Consider the following 16,412-nt stretch of genomic DNA (forward strand, 5'->3'; position numbering starts at 1 on the left):
TTTGCCCCGGCGCCGACCGGAAAGGGGCTCTGTGATCACCGGTGGCGACCATCCGGTGCACAGCGTGTGGAATACGAGCACCAAGGAGGTGTCGATGTCCTCGAAACGACGTCGCAAGAAGAAGGCCCGCCGCAAGAACGGCGCCAACCACGGTAGGCGTCCGCAGAGCTGAGGGCGTCCTAGGTGCCTCGGGTGGGCGGCGTACGGCGCCGCCCACCCGACGTGTCGACGGGGTCCTCGGCCAGTGCCCAGGCCACGTCCCGCAGGAGTGCCTGCCGCCAGCCCGCCCGGTCGTGGCCCGACGCCGAGCGGGAGACCCGCACGGTCGCACCGGCCTGCTCGGCCAGGGCCTCCACCACAGCACAGTGCGGGAGCATCCGGGTCTCGTGCTCACCCACGTCGAAGGCGATCCGCAGGCCCGACAGGTCGGGCCGCCCGCGCAGCCGGGCCGCGAGGACGCCCCCGGGCGGGCCGCCCAGCGGGTCCGCTTCGTCCACGGCCTCCGGCGTCCACCAGACCGACGGCGACTGGCAGGCCACCCGCGACACCAGACCGGGATACTCCACGGCGGCGTACAGCGCGCTCAGCCCGCCCAGGCTCTGGCCCGCGACCACGAGCCGGTCCGGCTCGGCGGGCACACCGCTCTCCGCCACCAGGGGCAGCAGCTCGTCCCGTACCGCCTCCCACAACCCGGGCCGGCATCCGAACTCGGCCGCGCGGTCCCCGGCGGGCAGGAACACGAGCGTGACCGGCGGCATCTCACCACTCGCGAAGGCCGAGTCGAACGCGGTCGCGGCCGGGTGCAGATACAGCCAGTCGTCCCCGTCGAGCAGCAGCACCACCGGTCCGCCCCCGCCCACCGGATGAACCCGCACGGTACGCCGCCCGCCGAGCCGTTCGCTCGTCCAGCGCAGCCGGGTGCGGGGCAGGGGCAGGACGTCGTCGGCGCCGATCGCGGGCCAGTGCGGCTGAGGCGGCGCGTCCGGAGTCGCGGCGACGGACCGGTCGCCGCCCGCGCCGGCCGGGTTGCACGGGTCCGGGTACGCCGCTTCGCCCACCAGGAACTGGTACGTCACCCGCAGCCGCGCCGGCATGCGCACCTTCGCGTACCAGCAGTCCGTGGCCGCCCACCGGTGCAGCGGCACCGGCTCCGACCAGCTCTCGAAACCGATGGTCGCCGCCTCGGACCCGCGCCGCAGGAACAGGGTCGCCCAGCCGTCGCCGTCCGGCACCGACGCGGGCGTGCGCGCCGCGGCCCAGAAGGCCTCGGTGCCCGGAGCACCGGGCACTCCGAACCCGGCGAACGGCTCTTCCCCCGCCAACTCCATGAAGGTCTCCTTGTGGAGCGCGAAGCCCGAAGGCTAAGCTCGCCAATAATTAGGCGAGCCTAACCTAATCCTCCGGGAGGCTTCGGGCATGAGCACCAACCCGTTCGACGACGCCGACGGTCGTTTCCTCGTCCTCGTGAACGACGAGGGACAGCACTCGCTCTGGCCGTCCTTCGCCCACGTGCCCGGCGGCTGGACCGTCGCCTTCGAGGAGAACACCCGGGACGCCTGCCTGGAGTACGTCGAGACCAACTGGACGGACCTGCGCCCCCGTTCCCTGGCCGAGTCCGCCGACTCCTGACCGGCACGGCCCGCGCCGACGCACCTCGACGCGGGCGCCGCACGTCAGACGGTCCCGGTGAACTCCCAGGTGCCGTGGGCGACCCGGTGGACGTCGAAGCCGGGCACCGACCGCAGGAACTCGGCCCCGACGGGCGCCTCGGCGCGTGACCCCTCGGCCACCGGGACGTGGACCTCGGCCCGCGACCCCACGGGCACCCGCACCGTCAGCCGGAGCCTGACGCCCACGGCGGACCACGCCACCGACGCCTCCCCGCGCACGGTCCGCACCGAGGTCCGGGCCCAGTCGACGCCCGTACGCGCGTCCGGGCGCACGGTGAACGTGCGGTACCCCGCGTCGCCCGGCCGCAGACCGGCCACGTTCTCGTACAGCCACTGGGCGACGGTGCCCTGGAAGTAGTGGTCCCGGGAGCGGGAGTCCAGCGGCCACATCTCCCACATGGTGTCGGCGCCGTGGTCGTGCCAGTAGCCCCAACTCGGGTAGGTGCGCCGGGTGGCGACGGCGTGGGCGACGTCCGGGCGGCCGTGCGCGCACAGCACCCGCAGCAACACGCTCGTGCCCAGCGCGCCCGTGTTCAGGTGGTCGCCGCGCTCCTCGATGTCCGCGACCAGACTGTCCAGCACCGTGCCCCGGGCGCCCGGCGGCACCAGCCCGAACGCGAGCGGTATCGCGTTGGACGTCTGCCGGTAGTCCGGATCCTTGGCCGTGCGGTAGTGGCCTTCCGGCCCCAGGAACGCGTCGTTGAACGCGCTCCGCAGCTCCTCGGCGGCGGCCCGGTAGCGCCCGGGGACATCGTTGTCGCCCGGCAGTCCGGACAGCGCCTCGCCCAACTCGGCGGTGTGCAGCAGCGCCCGGTACAGATAGGCCGTCGCGGTCAGCCGGGTGTCCTCCGGCGGGTTGCCGCCGTACCCGGGGGCCAGATAGTCGCCGAGTGCGGTGACGGCCAGCCCGTCCCGCAGCCGGGCGAGTTCCCAGTCCAGATAGCGGGTCAGCGTCTCCCAGTGCTCCCGGGCCGCCCGCTCGTCCCCGTACACCCGGTACAACTCGCGGACCACGAAGGGGTACACGGTCGTCCACTCCGGGGAGGGACCGAGATCCCCGTACCCCCAGCCCCCGCTGGGCACGATCACCGGCAGCTGGCCCTCGTCGGTCTGGCTGTCGGCGAGGTCCCCGAGCCACTTGGACAGGAAGCGCTGCATCCCGAAGGCGTAGATCATGACCGGTGTGCCGAGCTGGGCGTCCCCGGTCCAGCCGTTCTTCTCGTACATCGGAGTGTCGGTGGGGATGCCGTGCAGGTTGTTCAGCACGGTGCGCCGCATCGCCTGGTCCAGCCACTCGTAGAACGGCTCGGAGCAGGTGAACGTGCCGACCTCGTCCACGCGGGAGTGCACCAGCCGTCCCAGTACGTCCCCCGGCTCCGGCCGCGCGGGCAGGCCGCGCACCTCGACGTAGCGGAAGCCCTTGTACGAGAAGGCGGGCTCCCACACCTCCTCCTCCCGGCCGGCGCACACGTATTCGTCGGTCTGGAAACGGCCCGGCACGTGCCCGGTCTCGGCCTGCACACCGCCGTCGTCCCCGAGCTTCTCGCCGTGGACGAGCCGGACCACCGTGCCCCCGGCGGCCCCGCGCACGGTCAGCCGGGTCCAGCCGGCCATGGTGCGGCCCATGTCCACGACGTACACGCCGGGGCGCGGCTCCCCGATCGCCTTCGGGCGTACGGTGCCGACGACCTCGATCGGGTCGTGCGGCTGCGCGCGCAGCGTGCCGCCGGGCGCCTCGCGCACGCCCGCGGGCCGCCACCCCGAGTCGTCGAACCCGGGCCGGGACCAGCCGTCGGGCGCCCGCCGGGCGTCGTAGGTCTCCCCGGCGTAAAGGGAGTTGGACAGGGTCGGTCCCTCGGTGATGCGCCACTCGCCGTCCGTGGCGACGGTGGTGCGGCTCCCGTCCGGGTGGTCGATCTCCAGCTGTGCGAGCAGCCGGGGCTCGCCGTGCCAGGGAGCGCGGTGCCAGTTCCAGACATTCGGGGTCGTCATGCCGTAGAAGCCGCGCCCGAGGGTGACGCCGATGGCGTTCTCACCGCGCCGCAGCAGCTCCGTCACGTCGTGGACGGCGTACAGCACCGTCTCGTCGTAGTCGGTGAAACCGGGGTCGAGGACCTGGTCGCCGACGCGGCGGCCGTTGATCTCGGCCTCGTAGTAGGCGAGTCCGCTGACGTACAGGCGGGCCCGCGCGACGCGCCCCCGGACGGTGAAGGAGCGGCGCAGCAGCGGGGCGGGCGCCTCGGGGGCGGCGACCGTCACGCCGTCGCCCCAGGGCCCCTGGCCGTACGGGGCCAGGACGGCGGCCGGCTGCCAGTCGCCGTCGTCGAACCCGGGCCGCTCCCAGCCCTCCGGCGCCGCTTCGGTGCTGCGCCAGCCGTCGCCGGTGCGGAGCTCGTGGGTGTGCCCGTCCTCGGTCTCGACGGTGAGGCGGACGAGGAGTCCGCCGGGATTCACGCTCGCGCCGGGCCGGTTGGTGGCGAGGGCGGCGACGACGATCTCGTTCCCGGCGGAGCGCGCCGCTTCCGTGACGTCCGCGGTACGGCCGGTGCGCCAGCCGTCGGTCTGCTGCGGTGCGTGGAGCACCTGCTGTCCGTGGACATGGAGGGTGAAGTCGTCGTCGGCCGTGGCGCTCACCACGGCCCGCTTCACCGCGGAGCCCGTCGGCAGGGCGAGCGCGGCACGGAACCGGCGTTCGCCCTCCGGGGCGTCGGAGGAGGTCGCGCCGGGTGACCAGATCCACGACGCGCCCTCCAGGGACGGCGGCGCGGGCGGCTCCTCGGCACCGATCCAGCTCGCCCGCCAGCCGTCGGCCGGGAGCGACGTCTCCCACCAACGGGTCTCGCTCCATCCGGAGCGGCGGCCGGCGGCGTCCCAGACCCGTACCTGCCAGTGGTAGCGGGTACGGGGGAGCAGCGCGGGCCCGCCGTAGGGGACGCCGACACTTCGGTCGGAGGCGACCTTGCCCGAGTCCCAGACCGTACGGGTGCGTTGGCCCCGGCCACCGGAGTCCCTGGTGACCCGGACGTGGTAGGCGGTCTGCCGGGCGCCGTGGCCCGGGGCGGCCAGCTCCCACGACAGGCGCGGACGTTCGACATCCGTTCCGAGCAGGTTCCCGGCGTATTCGACACCGGTGCGGACGACGCGGAGCCCGGCTTTGCTCCTCGGCCCGCCGTCGGGCGTTCCCGCACCGCCCGGTGCGGCACCGGCCGCGAGGGCGGAGCCGCCGGTGGTCAGCGCCGTGACACCGGCGGCGCCCGCGGTGGCCACGGTGCCGCGGAGGAAGACTCTGCGGTCCCAGCCCTCGGTCGTGTCCTTGCCCCCGGGGGTGCTTCCGGCCGATTCATCGGTCATGTGTGTCCGCCTTTGCTCGTCGTGCCGACGCAGCGGGATGGAACCGTGCGTGTGACTCGCGTCGGCTGCCTGATACAGGGGATGAAACGATTCAATCGTCGGTCTTCACGATCCTATGCACGTCCTGTGGGGTGCAGCAAGGGATGCGGCGTCGGTCGTGCCGACGGAACGGTGACGCGGCGAAGGCGTCGCGCAGGCGCTGCCCGCGCCTTCAATTCCCCGCTTTTGCCGGTTCGGTGGAATGCGCCTGACGGGGCGTCGGCGAATTCCCGGCGGAAACAGATATCCGCAGTTCTGTTAATTTTTGCCCCGCCCACCGATCTTGTCATGGGCGCGTCCGACTAGGAAGGTTCTCCGTGCGGACAGGGGCTTCATTCCCCGCCGTAATCCGCACTTCCCCCACATGCCGCCGCAGGCGGCTGCCCGGAAATGGAGACAAGATGCTTCGTCTACGCGCGATCATGGCGTCAGGTGCCGCAGCAGCGGCGCTGGTCGTGTCCTCAGGCGCGGTCTCGGCGCACGGCACCACCGGGACCGGCTCTCCCGCGCCCGGCGGAACGTACGAGCGGCAGATGGTGCGGGCCCTCGCCGACTCGCTGGGGGTCAGCGACGCGACCGCGGCCCGGCGGCTCGACTCGCAGGCCCGGCAGCAGTCGGCGCTCGGCACCCTGCGTTCCTCCGGCGTCGACCCGCGCGGAGCCTTCTTCGACGAGGACGGCCGCCTCACGGTGAACGTCACCGACGCGGGCACGGCCCGTGAGGTCGAGGCCGCCGGCCTCGAGGCACGCATGGCGCGGCACGCCGCCGACGAACTGGACGCCGTCAAGGCGGCGCTGGACAAGGCTGCCGAGCAGGAACTGCCCACCGGTGTCCGGGGGTGGGGCGTCGACCCCGTGACGAACAAGGTGGTCGTCCAGGTACGCGACAGAACGACGGCGGCCGACCGGGAGTTCCTGGACAAGGCCGCGTCCTACGGATCCGCGGTCGCCGTACAGGACAGCGAGGGCAAGGCCGTCTCGATGGCCGGCACCGTCTACCCCGGCAGCCGGATGGACTACGGCAACCACTACTGCTCGGTCGGCTACGGCGCCCGGGACTCGTCGGGCCGGCAGGTCCTGGTCACCGCCGGGCACTGTGTGGAGAACCTGCCCGACCTGTACTACGACGGCTCGCACTTCGCCAAGGGCACCACCAGCCGGTTCCAGCACGGGCGCAACAGCATAGACATGGGCCTTGCCTCCGTCGACGCGGGGACGACCGTCGCGCCCCAGGTCGGCACCTGGAACAACGGCGGCAACATCGCCGTCAAGGGCAGCCGACGGGCCCCGGTCGGCTCCGACGTCTGCAAGTCCGGTGCCACCTCCGGCTGGACCTGCGGCTCCATCAAGGCCTACGACTACTCGGTGACGTACACCGACCCGGGCCAGCCGGCCACCCTTGTGACCAACCTCGGGCTGAGCAACGTCTGCGACCTGGGCGGGGACAGCGGCGGTCCCTGGATCTCCGGGAACCAGGGCCAGGGCATGACTTCGGGCGGCCAGACCGACAACCGGTGCAACGGCGTCTACGGGCAGGGCACTTCGTACTTCCAGCCCCTGGACGACGCGCTGCGGCACTACGGCCTGAGCCTGAACACCGCCTGACCGACGCACCGACCGTGCCCGGCGCGACGCTCTCCCCAGGTGCCGCGCCGGCCGGTGGACCACCCGTACCCTGCGGTGATCCACGACGGCAGGGCTGCCCCGCTCACCGGCGGCGGCAGTCCTGCCGGCCCCTTCGACACAGCCGTTAGGGAGCCGACGATGAACCAGCGGGACGACCAGCCGGAGGCGGACCGGCCCGAGGAGCCGCTGTGCGCGGACGAGGTCACCTTCGGGCAGGCCCTCCACCGGGCACTCAAGGCGCGCGGACTGTCCCTGCAGCGTCTCCACCACCACCTCGGCGAACGCGGCATCTCGGTGAGCCCGGTGACGCTGAGCCACTGGCAGCGGGGCCGCAGCCAGCCCGAGCGCCGGCAGTCCCTGCGGGCGGTGGCGGAGATCGAGGTCATCCTGAACCTGGCGCCGGGCACCCTGCAGACCCTGCTGGCCCACCGGCGTCCCCGCGGCAGGGCGCTGGCCCGGACGAACCGCGTGCCAGACGCCCTCTCGCGCGTTCTGGGGCCCGGGGCGCCCCTTGAACAGGCCCTGGGAGCGGACGCCTACCGGTTCAACGAGAACCTCGTCAGCCTCTCCGTCTCGGAGACCCTGCACCTCGACGACCACGGGTGCATCGCGCGCTACACGGTCAACCACGTCGTGCGCGCCACCGGGGACGACGTACGGCACCTGACGGCCCACCACAACCTGGACGACCCCGGCACCCCCTCCGTGCAGGTGACCGTCAACTGCGGGCGCCTGGAGGCACTGTGTTTCCGTCAGGAAGTCAGTTCCGCGGTATTCGACATCGGATTCGGACGAGCCCTTCGGCGCGGGGAAACCGCGATCATCGACTACACGCTCGACATAGGCCCCAGGTGGAAGCCCTCGAATCATCACGAGCGCACCCTGCCCGTCCCGGTCCGCCAGTATCTCCTGCACATCTTCTTCCACCCCCGGCACCTTCCGTCGGCCGTGCACGGGTACTACCGCCACAACTCGGAAGCGGAGCGGGAGGAGATCCGCCCGCTCGGCCTGGACGCTTCCCACAGCGTCCACATACTGCCCGCGAAATGCCAGACCGGCATTTACGGAATCGCCTGGAGCCGGCAGGAGGACGCCGGGCCCCACGAGCGGTCACAGCGGTACTCAGCCGACTGACGCACGTCGACGACGACGGTGCGCGTCCCCGCAGGAGACAACGATGCTTCGAACTCGCTTCACCGTGGAAGCCGCCCCCGCCACCGTCCGCGCCGCGCGCAGGAGGATCGCCGGCACCGTGCGGTCGTGGGGCGTCCCGCTGTCCGAGGACCAGCGCCTGAGCCTCGAACTCGTGGCCTCGGAACTGCTCACCAACGGCCTGCTGCACGCGGGGGGACGGCTGGCCGTGGACGTCGTCCTGGACGGGCACCTCCTCGTCGTCGAGGTGTCCGACACGAACCCGGCCCTGCCCCGGCGGCGCCGTGCGGGCCCCGACGCCGAAGGGGGACGCGGGCTCACTGTCCTCGACGGTCTCTGCCTCCTGCGGGGCGCGGAGGCCACGGATAGCGGGAAGCGCTGCTTCGCGGTCCTGGACCTGAACGCCCCCGTCCGGCACCGGGGGACCGTGCCGCCGGACGCCCTCGTCGGCGACGACGCCGAACGCGAGCGGTGGTCGCTCACGCCGGCCGGCGGACGGCTGCTGGGCGCGCTGCTCCCGGCGCCGGAGCGACCGACCCGGTCGCGGACACCGTAGGGCGGGATCCGCTTGGCCCAGCGGCCAGACGTGCTCGGGGGAGCGGTCTCACCGCCACCCGTGCAGGAGCAGATCGAACACCGTTTCCACGGTCGCCCGTGGATCGTGCCGGCCCGTGGTCAGGGCGGGCACCTCCAGGACGAACCGGGCCAGGGCCGCGCACGCCAGGTCGTCCGGCTCCCGGCCGAGCTCCCCGGCGATCACGGCGCCCAGGGCGTCGGCGTGCCGCATCCACATGCGCTCCCCGTACTCCCGCAGCGCCGGGGTGCCGTTCACCAGCGCGGTGAAGCTCTCCCGGCGCGGATCGGTCACGATCGGCACCCAGGACTTCAGGGCGTGGGCGCGCAGCGCCTCGACCACGCCCTGACCCTCGGGACGCTCCCGGACGGCGGCGGCCAGCGCGGCGTCGACTTCGTCCTCACGGTCGAAGACCAGAGCCTCCTTGCTCGGGAAGTGCGCGAAGAGCGTCGTCGTCGAGACGTCGGCCCTCTCGGCGACGTCACGGACGCTGACGCGGTCGAAACCGTGCTCAAGGAAGAGCTCCAGAGCGGCGTCGGCGATGGCCTGCCTGGTCGCGGCCTTCTTCCGCTCGCGACGGCCTTGGGTCGGTGAGTCGGGCATGGGCGTCACCCTACCGCACGACTGGAACCACACAGAAAGTGAATCAGGGCAGGAAGCACACTGACTCATTAACTGGAACAGTTGCAGTTTCTCACTCACTTCTGCTTTGGTGGTCGCACGGGGGACCAGCCGACGGAAGGAACCGCCATGAAATCTCCGGCACCCGCGGACGCGCGCATCAGCATCATCGGTGCGGGCCCCGGAGGACTCACCTGCGCACGTGTCCTGCAACAGCACGGCATCGCGGCGACGGTGTACGACCGCGACCCGGACGCGGCCTCCCGCGATCAGGGAGGCTCGCTCGACCTGCACGAGGAGGACGGTCAGCTCGCGCTCCGTGAAGCGGGCCTGTTCGAGGGCTTCCTCGCGCTCGCCAGGTGTGAAAGCCAGGAGGAGCGCCGCATCGACATCACGGGGCGCCTTCTCGGTCACCGGCTGCCGGCCGAGGGAGAGACCGCCCGCCCGGAGATCGACCGCGGCCAGCTGCGGGACCTCCTGCTGCGTTCGCTCGACGCCGGGACGGTGCGCTGGGGGCGCGCACTGAAGTCGGTGAGCGGCCCGGCCGACGGGCCCCGGACCCTGACGTTCACCGACGGGAGCACCGTGGAGACGGACCTCGTCGTCGGCGCGGACGGTGCCTTCTCCCGGGTCCGCGCGGCGGTGTCCGGCGCCGCGCCGCGCTACACCGGGGTCGGCTTCCTCGAAGCGTGGTTCGACGCCGTGGACTCCGCGCACCCGGAGCTGGCCGAACTGGTCGGCCGGGGCAGCGCCCACGTGGCCGACGGAGAACGGGGGCTCTTCGCGCAGCGCAACAGCGGCGGTCACATGCGCGTCTACCTCATGCGCCGGGTCCCCCTGGACTGGATGACGGCGAGCGGACTCCGGCCGCAGGACACCGAGGGCATCCGAGCGCGGCTCCTCGCCGAGTACGCGGGCTGGTCACCGCGGGTACTCCGGTTGATCACCGACAACGACGGCGCCTACGTCGACCGCCCGCTCTTCGCCCTGCCGGTGCCGCACACCTGGCCGCACACGCCCGGCGTGACCCTGCTGGGGGACGCCGCGCACCTGATGCCGCCGCTCGGGACCGGCGTCAACCTCGCCATGCTCGACGCCGCCGAACTCGCGCTCGCCCTCGCCGGATCGGCCCGAGTCGACGACGCCGTGCGCACCTACGAGAGGACGATGCTCCCGCGCTCGGCCGAGATCGCCGGGATGCTGGAGGGCGGCGCCGGGTTCCTGCTGGAGGAACCGGACGCCGACGAACTGGCGCGGTTCGGCGCGCCGGGTGCCGGACCGGCCGACGGCCCCCTCGCGGCCGGGCACGCCGGTGAGCGCGAGGGGGCCGGCCGTCCGGCCCGGGTCGCTAGCAGCTGAGGTTGCCCCCGGGCTCGACGCCGAGCACCTCGGTGAAGCGCTCGTAATTGTCGATCCGGCTCTGGACCTGCCCGGGGTTGCCTCCGTCGCACTCCAGGCTGCCGTTGATGGCGCGGATGGTCTCCCCGAATCCGACCCCGTTGACCATCGCGTCGTGCGGGGTCATGGTGCCGGGCCCGTTCTGGGTGTTCCAGTACCACAGGCCCGTCTTCCAGGCCACGGCCGAGTCGTTCTGGACCAGGTCCGGATTGTTGAGCAGATCGATGCCGAGGGCGTCCCCGGCGGCCTTGTAGTTGAAGTTCCAGCTCAGCTGGACGGGCCCGCGCCCGTAGTACTTGTCGTTGCCGGCCGGACAGCCGTACGGCTGGGAGTCGTCGCAGTAGTGCGGGTAGTTGGCGGTGTTCTGCTCGACGACGTAGACCAGCCCGCCGGTCTCGTGGCTGACGTTGGCGAGGAAGGCGGCGGCCTCCTGCTTCTTGACCGTGTCGCTGCCGGTGTTGGAGAAGCCGGGGTAGGCGCTGAGCGCGTCGGTGAGGCCGCTGTAGCTGTAGAAGGAGTTCCGGTTCGGGAACATCTGGTCGAACTGGCTCTCGCTGACGACGAACTCGGCGGCAGCGGCTCCGGCGGCGGGCTTCTCGGCCTTCTCGGCGACGGCCGACGGGGCCATGGTCAGGGTGCACAGGGCGGCCGCCGCGCCGGTGGCGGCCAGCAGTGCGAGTTTGCGGTGCTGCACGGTATCGACTCCTGCTCGGTGGGAGGTTCGGCGTGGGGAGGGGAGGGGCGGGGGAGCGACGGCGCACCTCGGAAGGCGCGCGGTCGCTCCCGGACCGCCCGGTCCGGCCCGTCAGCCGCCGACGTTGACGTCGATGCAGGCGTAGAACGCGTTGTCGGTGTCGGCGACGTTCCACACGGCGAGCACCTTCTGCTGCCCGGTGAGGCCGCCGAAGTCCACCTGGTGGTTGACGACGGCACCCGGCTTGGCGCCGCCGTCGTCGAACAGCGCGATCCGCTGGCCGCCGGCGTAGTACTCCCAGGTGCTGGTGGCGTGCTGCGCGGTGAGCTGCCACGAGAACGTCGTGGTCTTCGACACCGGGGTGACCTGCCAGCCCTTGCTGTCGTCGTCCAGCTCCGCGAAGCGGCTGTTGCCGCCGCTGCAACTGGTCAGGCCCTTGGGCCCCTCGACGCTCTGCGGCTCGTACTGGATGTCGCCGCAGGACACCGTGCCCGCGGCGCACTGGGCCTGACGGCTGGGCGGGTCGGAGATGTAGCCGTGTGCGCTCGCCGAGGAGGCGGGCAGGCTCACCGCGACCACGGGGGCGAGAACGGCGCCGATCAGGGCAGCGGTCTTCCGACGTGCGTGCATGGGAAACTCCTTCACATCCGGCCGTCCCGGGGCGCGCGCGGTCATGTGTGGGGGTGACCGAGCACGCCGGGTACGGCCTCTCGTGGGTGGGGCCAGGAGGCGCGAAGGTGACGCGCACTCACCGTCCTCGCAGGGGAGTGGGACCCCGGCAGGGCTCAACTCCGCAAACGGAGCGGCGAGTTCTGTTGGACTAGACCATACAAGCGGTCGACGTGACCGTGTCAAGAGTGTGTCGGCTGCGAACCGGGGCCTGCGGAGCGGACGTTGACCAGATCCGCCATCACGGCCCCCGGAAGCGACGGATTGCTCGCCGCCGCCTGCGCGACCTGCGGGTCGGCGTCGTCCGGCAACTCCAGGAGCACGGGCGGCGGGAGCGCCGGACGGCCGGCGGCCACCCGTCTCGCGTCCCGGTCCGCCAGGCGGACGAGCAGGGCCGGGGACGCACGGGGGTGCCGCGCGACCTCGCGGAGCACTTTGCGTGCCGCGCTCGCGTACCCGGTGAGCTCCTCCGACAGCGCCGGAGCGGCACCGGGGTTGGCCGCCACTTCGGCGGCGACCCGGCTTCCGTGCCCCCCACCATGGCGCGCAGCACGCCCTCGGACAGCCCGGGATCCGTGGCAACGGACTTGGCCACCTCCGCGTCGGCGTCGGCGGCCGGCACGTCGCGGATCCGGGACGGCAGATCGCGTCGCCGGGCCAGGAGCATCCGTGCCGGCGACGCGGTACTCCGCACCACGCGGCGGGCGGAGTCCGGGCCATTACCCTGCTCACCGTGATCAACTCACCTGTGAGCCATGACGACACCGAAGTGGCGATCGCCGCCGCCCGGGCCGGCGCGGAGATCGTACGGACCCGGTACGGGCAGCGGTTGACCCGGATCGACAAGGGCGGCGGGGACTTCGCCACCGACGTCGCCCTGGCGGCCGAGGAGGCGATCCTCGACGTCATCCGCGCCGCTCGGCCCGGGGACGCGACATGCGGTGAGGAGGGCGGCCGGCGGGGAGCGGCGTACGCGGTGCGCGAGTGGCTGGTGGATCCCCTGTGTGGCACGCTCAACTACGCCGTCGGCACCGCCCTGGTGGCCGTCAACGTGGCACTGCGCGACGGTCCCGCGGCGGTGGCCGACCCGTTCGCCGGCGAGGTCTACCACACCGACGGCGTGCGGGCCCGGGTCCGGCGCGACGGGCAGGACACGCCCCTGGCACCCACCGGGGCCACCCGGCTGGTCGACGTGAACCTCGATCCGCCCTTCCCGGGCGCGCCCTCGTTCCGCGCGGTGGACCTGCTCGCGCACCCCGGGTTCGGGCGGGCGTTCCGGCCGCGGGTCGTGTCGACGACGCCGGCACTGGCCTGGGTGGCGGCCGGGAAACGCGCCGCCTACGTCACCGACGGCGCCGGCCTCACCGACAGCGTGCACTTCGCCGCCGGCATCGCGCTGTGCCGGGCGGCCGGCTGCGTCGTCACCGGAATCGACGGTGCCCCGGTCGGCCCGGCGGGGCGGGGGCTGGTGGCGGCGGCCGACGCCGAGATCCACGGGGAACTGCTGCCGCTGATCCGTGAGCCGCTCGGATCCGGCACCGGAGGCCGCCGGTAGGGCCGACCGGGTAGAGGATGGCCCACTCGGTGCCGCCCGCCCGGGAAACGGCCTCGTCGCTGCTAGTTTCGCCTGCCGTCGGAGAAATGCGGACGTCTCGGTCAGAGGCGGGCGTCGCTTGCAGAGGGAGTACGGGTGACTGGTGTGCGCGAGGAGTCGTCGGGGACGGGCGCCCCGCTCGGGCGAAGGACCTTCATGGCGTCGGCCGTCCTGACGGCCGCCGTCCCCGTCACGGCCGCCGCACCCGCGCGGGCGGCCGGGCGGCCGGAAGGCGCCGTGTCCGGCTGCCGGTCCGTGGCAGGGCTGCTCGCCGTCCCCCACGGCGGCCGCGGTGTCGACTGGCTGCGGGAGGCCCTGCAGGTCGCCGTGGCGCTCGAACTCGCCACGATCCCGCCCTACTTGTGCGGATGGTGGTCCGTGGGGGACCGCACCAGCCACGTCGCACGGCTCATCCGGCGCATCATCGGCGACGAGATGTACCACATGGGCGTCGTCTGCAACCTGCTGGTGGCCGTGGGCGGCCGGCCCCGGATCACGGCCGCGGCCCCCGACTACCCCGGCCCGCTGCCGGGCGGGGTGCGCGACGGGGTGAACGTCTACCTCTCCGGCCTCGACAGGCCCTTCGTGCACGACGTGATGATGGCGATCGAAGCGCCCGAGGACCCCCTGGCCCGCGGCATCAACAGCTCGCCCAGCATCGGGCACTTCTACGACGACCTCATGAAGGCGTTCCGGACCACGGCACCCGAACTGTCGGCCCGCGGACAGCTGTCCCAGCACATCGGCTCCGACGTCCTGGAACCCGTGACCGACCTCGACGGCGTCGAGCGGGCGATCGAGATCATCAAGGAACAGGGCGAGGGCACCACCAGTTCCCCCGACGACGCCTTCGGAGACGACTACCCGGCCCACTACTACGCCTTCGGCGAGATCTACCACGGACGGCAACTGCGCCAGGAGGACGACGGCTGGCGGTTCACCGGCGCCCCCGTGCCCTTCCCCGACGCCCGTCCCATGGCCCGCGTCCCGGCCGGCGGGTGGCCCGACCCGCCGCAGCGGGTCCAGGACCTCCTCGACCGGTCCGACGCCGCCTACGCCAAGGTGCTGAGCACCCTCGAAGCGGCCTGGGCCGACGGCGACGCGCGCACCCTGCGTTCGGCCGTCCGGACCATGGGCGCACTGGAGGCGCCGGCAATCGAGCTGATGGAAACCGCCATTGCGGGCGGGCCCGGCACCTACGGCCCGCAGTTCCGCCCGCCGGGCGCGTGAGCCGCCGCCCCGCGCGTGAGGGCGGCCGGGAGGGTCAGTGGTCGCCGGTGAGGGTGCCGCCGAGCCTTTCCCGCAGCACGGTGCTGTGCTCGTTGAGGCCGACGATCTCGACCCGCTTGCCGCGCTGCGCGTACTTGGTCTCGATCGCGTCCAGGGCGGCGACGGACGAGGCGTCCCAGACGTGGGTGGCGGACAGGTCGATGACGACATGGTCGGGGTCATCGGCGTAGTCGAAGCGTGTGACCAGGTCGTTGCTGGAGGCGAAGAACAACTCGCCGGTGACGGAGTAGACGACCTGGCCGCCGTCGGGGTCGGTCACCGAGGTGACGTCGGCCAGGTGGGCCACCCGCCTGGCGAAGATCACCATCGCGGTGACGGAGCCCACCACGACGCCGACGGCGAGGTTGGAGGTGGCGACCACGACGGCGACGGTGACCACCATGACGAGGATCTCGCCGGCGGGCATCCGCCTGAGCGTCCCCGGAGCGACGGAATGCCAGTCGAACGTCGTGAACGACACCATCACCATCACCGCGACCAGGGCCGCCATCGGGATGTCGGAAACGACCGGCCCGAAGACGATGCACAGCACCATCAGGAACGAGCCCGCCAGGAACGTGGACAGACGGGTACGCGCGCCGGACACCTTGACGTTGATCATCGTCTGGCCGATCATGGCGCACCCGCCCATGCCGCCGAAGAGGCCGGTGACGATGTTGGCGATGCCCTGACCGATCGACTCGCGGGTCTTGTTGGAAGGGGTGTCCGTGATGTCGTCCACCAGCTTCGCCGTCATCAGCGACTCCATGAGCCCGACCAGCGCCATGGCGAGCGCGTACGGGGCCACGGTCGTCAGGGTGTCCAGGGTGAACGGGACGTCGGGCAGCCCCGGCACCGGCAGCGTGTGCGGCAGTTCCCCCTTGTCGCCGACGGTCGGTACGGCGATGCCGGCCGCCACGGTGATCACGGTCAGCACGACGATGGAGACCAGCGGCGCCGGGACCACCCGGGTCACCCGCGGGAAGAACACCATCAGCACGAGCCCGGCGCCGACCAGCGGGTAGACCGGCCAGGGCACGTCGGTGATCTCGGGCACCTGCGCCATGAAGATGAGGACGGCCAGCGCGTTGACGAAGCCGACCATCACCGAGCGCGGCACGAACCGCATCAGCCTGGCCACCCCGAGCGCGCCGAGGACCACCTGGAAGACACCGGCGAGGATGACCGCAGCGACGAGGTGTCCGAGGCCGTGCTCGCGGTTCAACGGTGCGATCACCAGGGCGACGGCACCGGTCGCCGCGGAGATCATCGCGCGGCGGCCGCCCACGATCGAGATGGTGACGGCCATGGTGAACGCCGCGAACAGGCCGACCTCCGGGTCGACCCCGGCGATGATCGAGAACGAGATCGCCTCCGGGATCAGGGCCAGGGCGACGACGAGTCCGCCGAGGACCTCGGTGCGCCACACCTTCGGGTCGGAGATCCAGTCGGGCTTGAGGCCGCGCAGGCGCGCGGCGGGGGAGAGCGCGGGAGCAGACAAGAGGGAAGTACCTGTCGTGGTCGGGCACGCCCGGCAGCGGGGGACGTGCGGGGGAGCGCGAGGGCCGGGCCGGTCCTGCGCGGGGCCGCGCGGCGGCGGACCGAGGGCGAGAGACGGCGTCCCGACGGGGACGGCCGCCGCTCAGGGGCGAAGCGTCACGGTGGGCAGACGGCGGCGCGGGGCATCATGGGCATGCGCTCGCTCTCCTGCCGGCGTCGGTCTTCGCCGGGGGCCTCCTCGGCCCCGGCACGGCAT

General features: G+C 72.5%; 15 protein-coding genes. 8 read left to right on the forward strand and 7 right to left on the reverse strand.

What is annotated here, in order from left to right:
- The first annotated feature begins 94 nt into the window (after window positions 1-94).
- Window positions 95-172 (forward strand): 50S ribosomal protein bL37, encoded by a 78-nt coding sequence (locus tag ACIQFU_RS07735; protein ID WP_372486533.1) that lies wholly within the window; start codon window positions 95-97, stop codon window positions 170-172.
- Between the two features lie 7 nt (window positions 173-179).
- On the opposite strand, the gene ACIQFU_RS07740 is transcribed toward ACIQFU_RS07735, so the two are convergent.
- Window positions 180-1,328, reverse strand: a complete 1,149-nt coding sequence (locus ACIQFU_RS07740) for an alpha/beta hydrolase-fold protein (protein ID WP_402549794.1) — start codon at window positions 1,326-1,328, stop codon at window positions 180-182.
- An 88-nt stretch (window positions 1,329-1,416) separates the two neighbouring features.
- On the opposite strand from ACIQFU_RS07740, the gene ACIQFU_RS07745 reads away from it, so the two are divergent.
- Complete coding sequence (locus ACIQFU_RS07745) at window positions 1,417-1,629, forward strand: MbtH family protein (RefSeq protein WP_402549796.1); 213 nt, start codon at window positions 1,417-1,419, stop codon at window positions 1,627-1,629.
- 44 nt (window positions 1,630-1,673) lie between these two features.
- Here the strand turns inward: ACIQFU_RS07745 and ACIQFU_RS07750 are convergent, their stop codons facing one another.
- Window positions 1,674-5,021 (reverse strand): family 78 glycoside hydrolase catalytic domain, encoded by a 3,348-nt coding sequence (locus ACIQFU_RS07750; RefSeq protein ID WP_402549798.1) that lies wholly within the window; start codon window positions 5,019-5,021, stop codon window positions 1,674-1,676.
- 440 nt (window positions 5,022-5,461) lie between these two features.
- Between ACIQFU_RS07750 and ACIQFU_RS07755 the strand changes: the two genes are divergently transcribed.
- The 3 genes from ACIQFU_RS07755 (at window position 5,462) to ACIQFU_RS07765 (ending at window position 8,393) form a co-directional block, all read left to right on the forward strand.
- Window positions 5,462-6,664, forward strand: coding sequence for a S1 family peptidase (locus ACIQFU_RS07755; protein ID WP_402549800.1), 1,203 nt, complete (start codon window positions 5,462-5,464; stop codon window positions 6,662-6,664).
- A gap of 159 nt (window positions 6,665-6,823) precedes the next feature.
- Window positions 6,824-7,819 (forward strand): helix-turn-helix domain-containing protein, encoded by a 996-nt coding sequence (locus tag ACIQFU_RS07760; protein ID WP_402549802.1) that lies wholly within the window; start codon window positions 6,824-6,826, stop codon window positions 7,817-7,819.
- Between the two features lie 43 nt (window positions 7,820-7,862).
- Window positions 7,863-8,393: an ATP-binding protein gene (locus tag ACIQFU_RS07765; RefSeq protein ID WP_402549804.1), complete on the forward strand. Its 531-nt coding sequence runs from the start codon at window positions 7,863-7,865 to the stop codon at window positions 8,391-8,393.
- 48 nt (window positions 8,394-8,441) lie between these two features.
- On the opposite strand, the gene ACIQFU_RS07770 is transcribed toward ACIQFU_RS07765, so the two are convergent.
- On the reverse strand, window positions 8,442-9,014 hold the full coding sequence (locus ACIQFU_RS07770) for a TetR/AcrR family transcriptional regulator (protein ID WP_402549806.1): 573 nt from the start codon (window positions 9,012-9,014) through the stop codon (window positions 8,442-8,444).
- Window positions 9,015-9,161: 147 nt separating this feature from the next.
- Between ACIQFU_RS07770 and ACIQFU_RS07775 the strand changes: the two genes are divergently transcribed.
- Window positions 9,162-10,391: an FAD-dependent oxidoreductase gene (locus tag ACIQFU_RS07775; RefSeq protein WP_402549808.1), complete on the forward strand. Its 1,230-nt coding sequence runs from the start codon at window positions 9,162-9,164 to the stop codon at window positions 10,389-10,391.
- On the opposite strand, the gene ACIQFU_RS07780 is transcribed toward ACIQFU_RS07775, so the two are convergent.
- From ACIQFU_RS07780 to ACIQFU_RS07790, 3 genes are all read right to left on the reverse strand, one after another.
- Window positions 10,381-11,124 (reverse strand): chitinase, encoded by a 744-nt coding sequence (locus ACIQFU_RS07780; protein ID WP_402549810.1) that lies wholly within the window; start codon window positions 11,122-11,124, stop codon window positions 10,381-10,383. The two genes, ACIQFU_RS07775 and ACIQFU_RS07780, sit on opposite strands and share 11 nt — an antisense overlap.
- 111 nt (window positions 11,125-11,235) lie before the next feature.
- Window positions 11,236-11,754, reverse strand: a complete 519-nt coding sequence (locus ACIQFU_RS07785) for a lytic polysaccharide monooxygenase auxiliary activity family 9 protein (RefSeq protein ID WP_402549812.1) — start codon at window positions 11,752-11,754, stop codon at window positions 11,236-11,238.
- A gap of 221 nt (window positions 11,755-11,975) precedes the next feature.
- Window positions 11,976-12,299, reverse strand: a complete 324-nt coding sequence (locus ACIQFU_RS07790) for a hypothetical protein (protein WP_402549814.1) — start codon at window positions 12,297-12,299, stop codon at window positions 11,976-11,978.
- Window positions 12,300-12,526: 227 nt separating this feature from the next.
- Here ACIQFU_RS07790 and ACIQFU_RS07795 point away from each other — a divergent pair, with 227 nt between their 5' ends.
- Window positions 12,527-13,348: an inositol monophosphatase family protein gene (locus tag ACIQFU_RS07795; protein WP_402549816.1), complete on the forward strand. Its 822-nt coding sequence runs from the start codon at window positions 12,527-12,529 to the stop codon at window positions 13,346-13,348.
- A 195-nt stretch (window positions 13,349-13,543) separates the two neighbouring features.
- Window positions 13,544-14,617, forward strand: a complete 1,074-nt coding sequence (locus ACIQFU_RS07800) for a ferritin-like protein (protein WP_402549818.1) — start codon at window positions 13,544-13,546, stop codon at window positions 14,615-14,617.
- Window positions 14,618-14,651: 34 nt separating this feature from the next.
- Here ACIQFU_RS07800 and ACIQFU_RS07805 read toward each other — a convergent pair whose 3' ends face one another.
- A complete protein-coding gene (locus ACIQFU_RS07805) occupies window positions 14,652-16,157 on the reverse strand; it encodes a SulP family inorganic anion transporter (RefSeq protein ID WP_402549820.1) in 1,506 nt (501 codons plus the stop codon).
- Between the last annotated feature and the right edge of the window lie 255 nt (window positions 16,158-16,412).

Source organism: Streptomyces sp. NPDC093065, assembly GCF_044754585.1.
Lineage (GTDB): Bacteria > Actinomycetota > Actinomycetes > Streptomycetales > Streptomycetaceae > Streptomyces.

Bases quoted from the DNA above. Each gene is read 5' to 3' on its own strand.
- ACIQFU_RS07735 (WP_372486533.1), top strand. From the start codon at position 95: ATGTCCTCGAAACGACGTCGCAAGAAGAAGGCCCGCCGCAAGAACGGC.
- ACIQFU_RS07740 (WP_402549794.1), bottom strand. From the start codon at position 1,328: ATGGAGTTGGCGGGGGAAGAGCCGTTCGCCGGGTTCGGAGTGCCCGGT.
- ACIQFU_RS07745 (WP_402549796.1), top strand. From the start codon at position 1,417: ATGAGCACCAACCCGTTCGACGACGCCGACGGTCGTTTCCTCGTCCTC.
- ACIQFU_RS07750 (WP_402549798.1), bottom strand. From the start codon at position 5,021: ATGACCGATGAATCGGCCGGAAGCACCCCCGGGGGCAAGGACACGACC.
- ACIQFU_RS07755 (WP_402549800.1), top strand. From the start codon at position 5,462: ATGCTTCGTCTACGCGCGATCATGGCGTCAGGTGCCGCAGCAGCGGCG.
- ACIQFU_RS07760 (WP_402549802.1), top strand. From the start codon at position 6,824: ATGAACCAGCGGGACGACCAGCCGGAGGCGGACCGGCCCGAGGAGCCG.
- ACIQFU_RS07765 (WP_402549804.1), top strand. From the start codon at position 7,863: ATGCTTCGAACTCGCTTCACCGTGGAAGCCGCCCCCGCCACCGTCCGC.
- ACIQFU_RS07770 (WP_402549806.1), bottom strand. From the start codon at position 9,014: ATGCCCGACTCACCGACCCAAGGCCGTCGCGAGCGGAAGAAGGCCGCG.
- ACIQFU_RS07775 (WP_402549808.1), top strand. From the start codon at position 9,162: ATGAAATCTCCGGCACCCGCGGACGCGCGCATCAGCATCATCGGTGCG.
- ACIQFU_RS07785 (WP_402549812.1), bottom strand. From the start codon at position 11,754: ATGCACGCACGTCGGAAGACCGCTGCCCTGATCGGCGCCGTTCTCGCC.
- ACIQFU_RS07800 (WP_402549818.1), top strand. From the start codon at position 13,544: ATGGCGTCGGCCGTCCTGACGGCCGCCGTCCCCGTCACGGCCGCCGCA.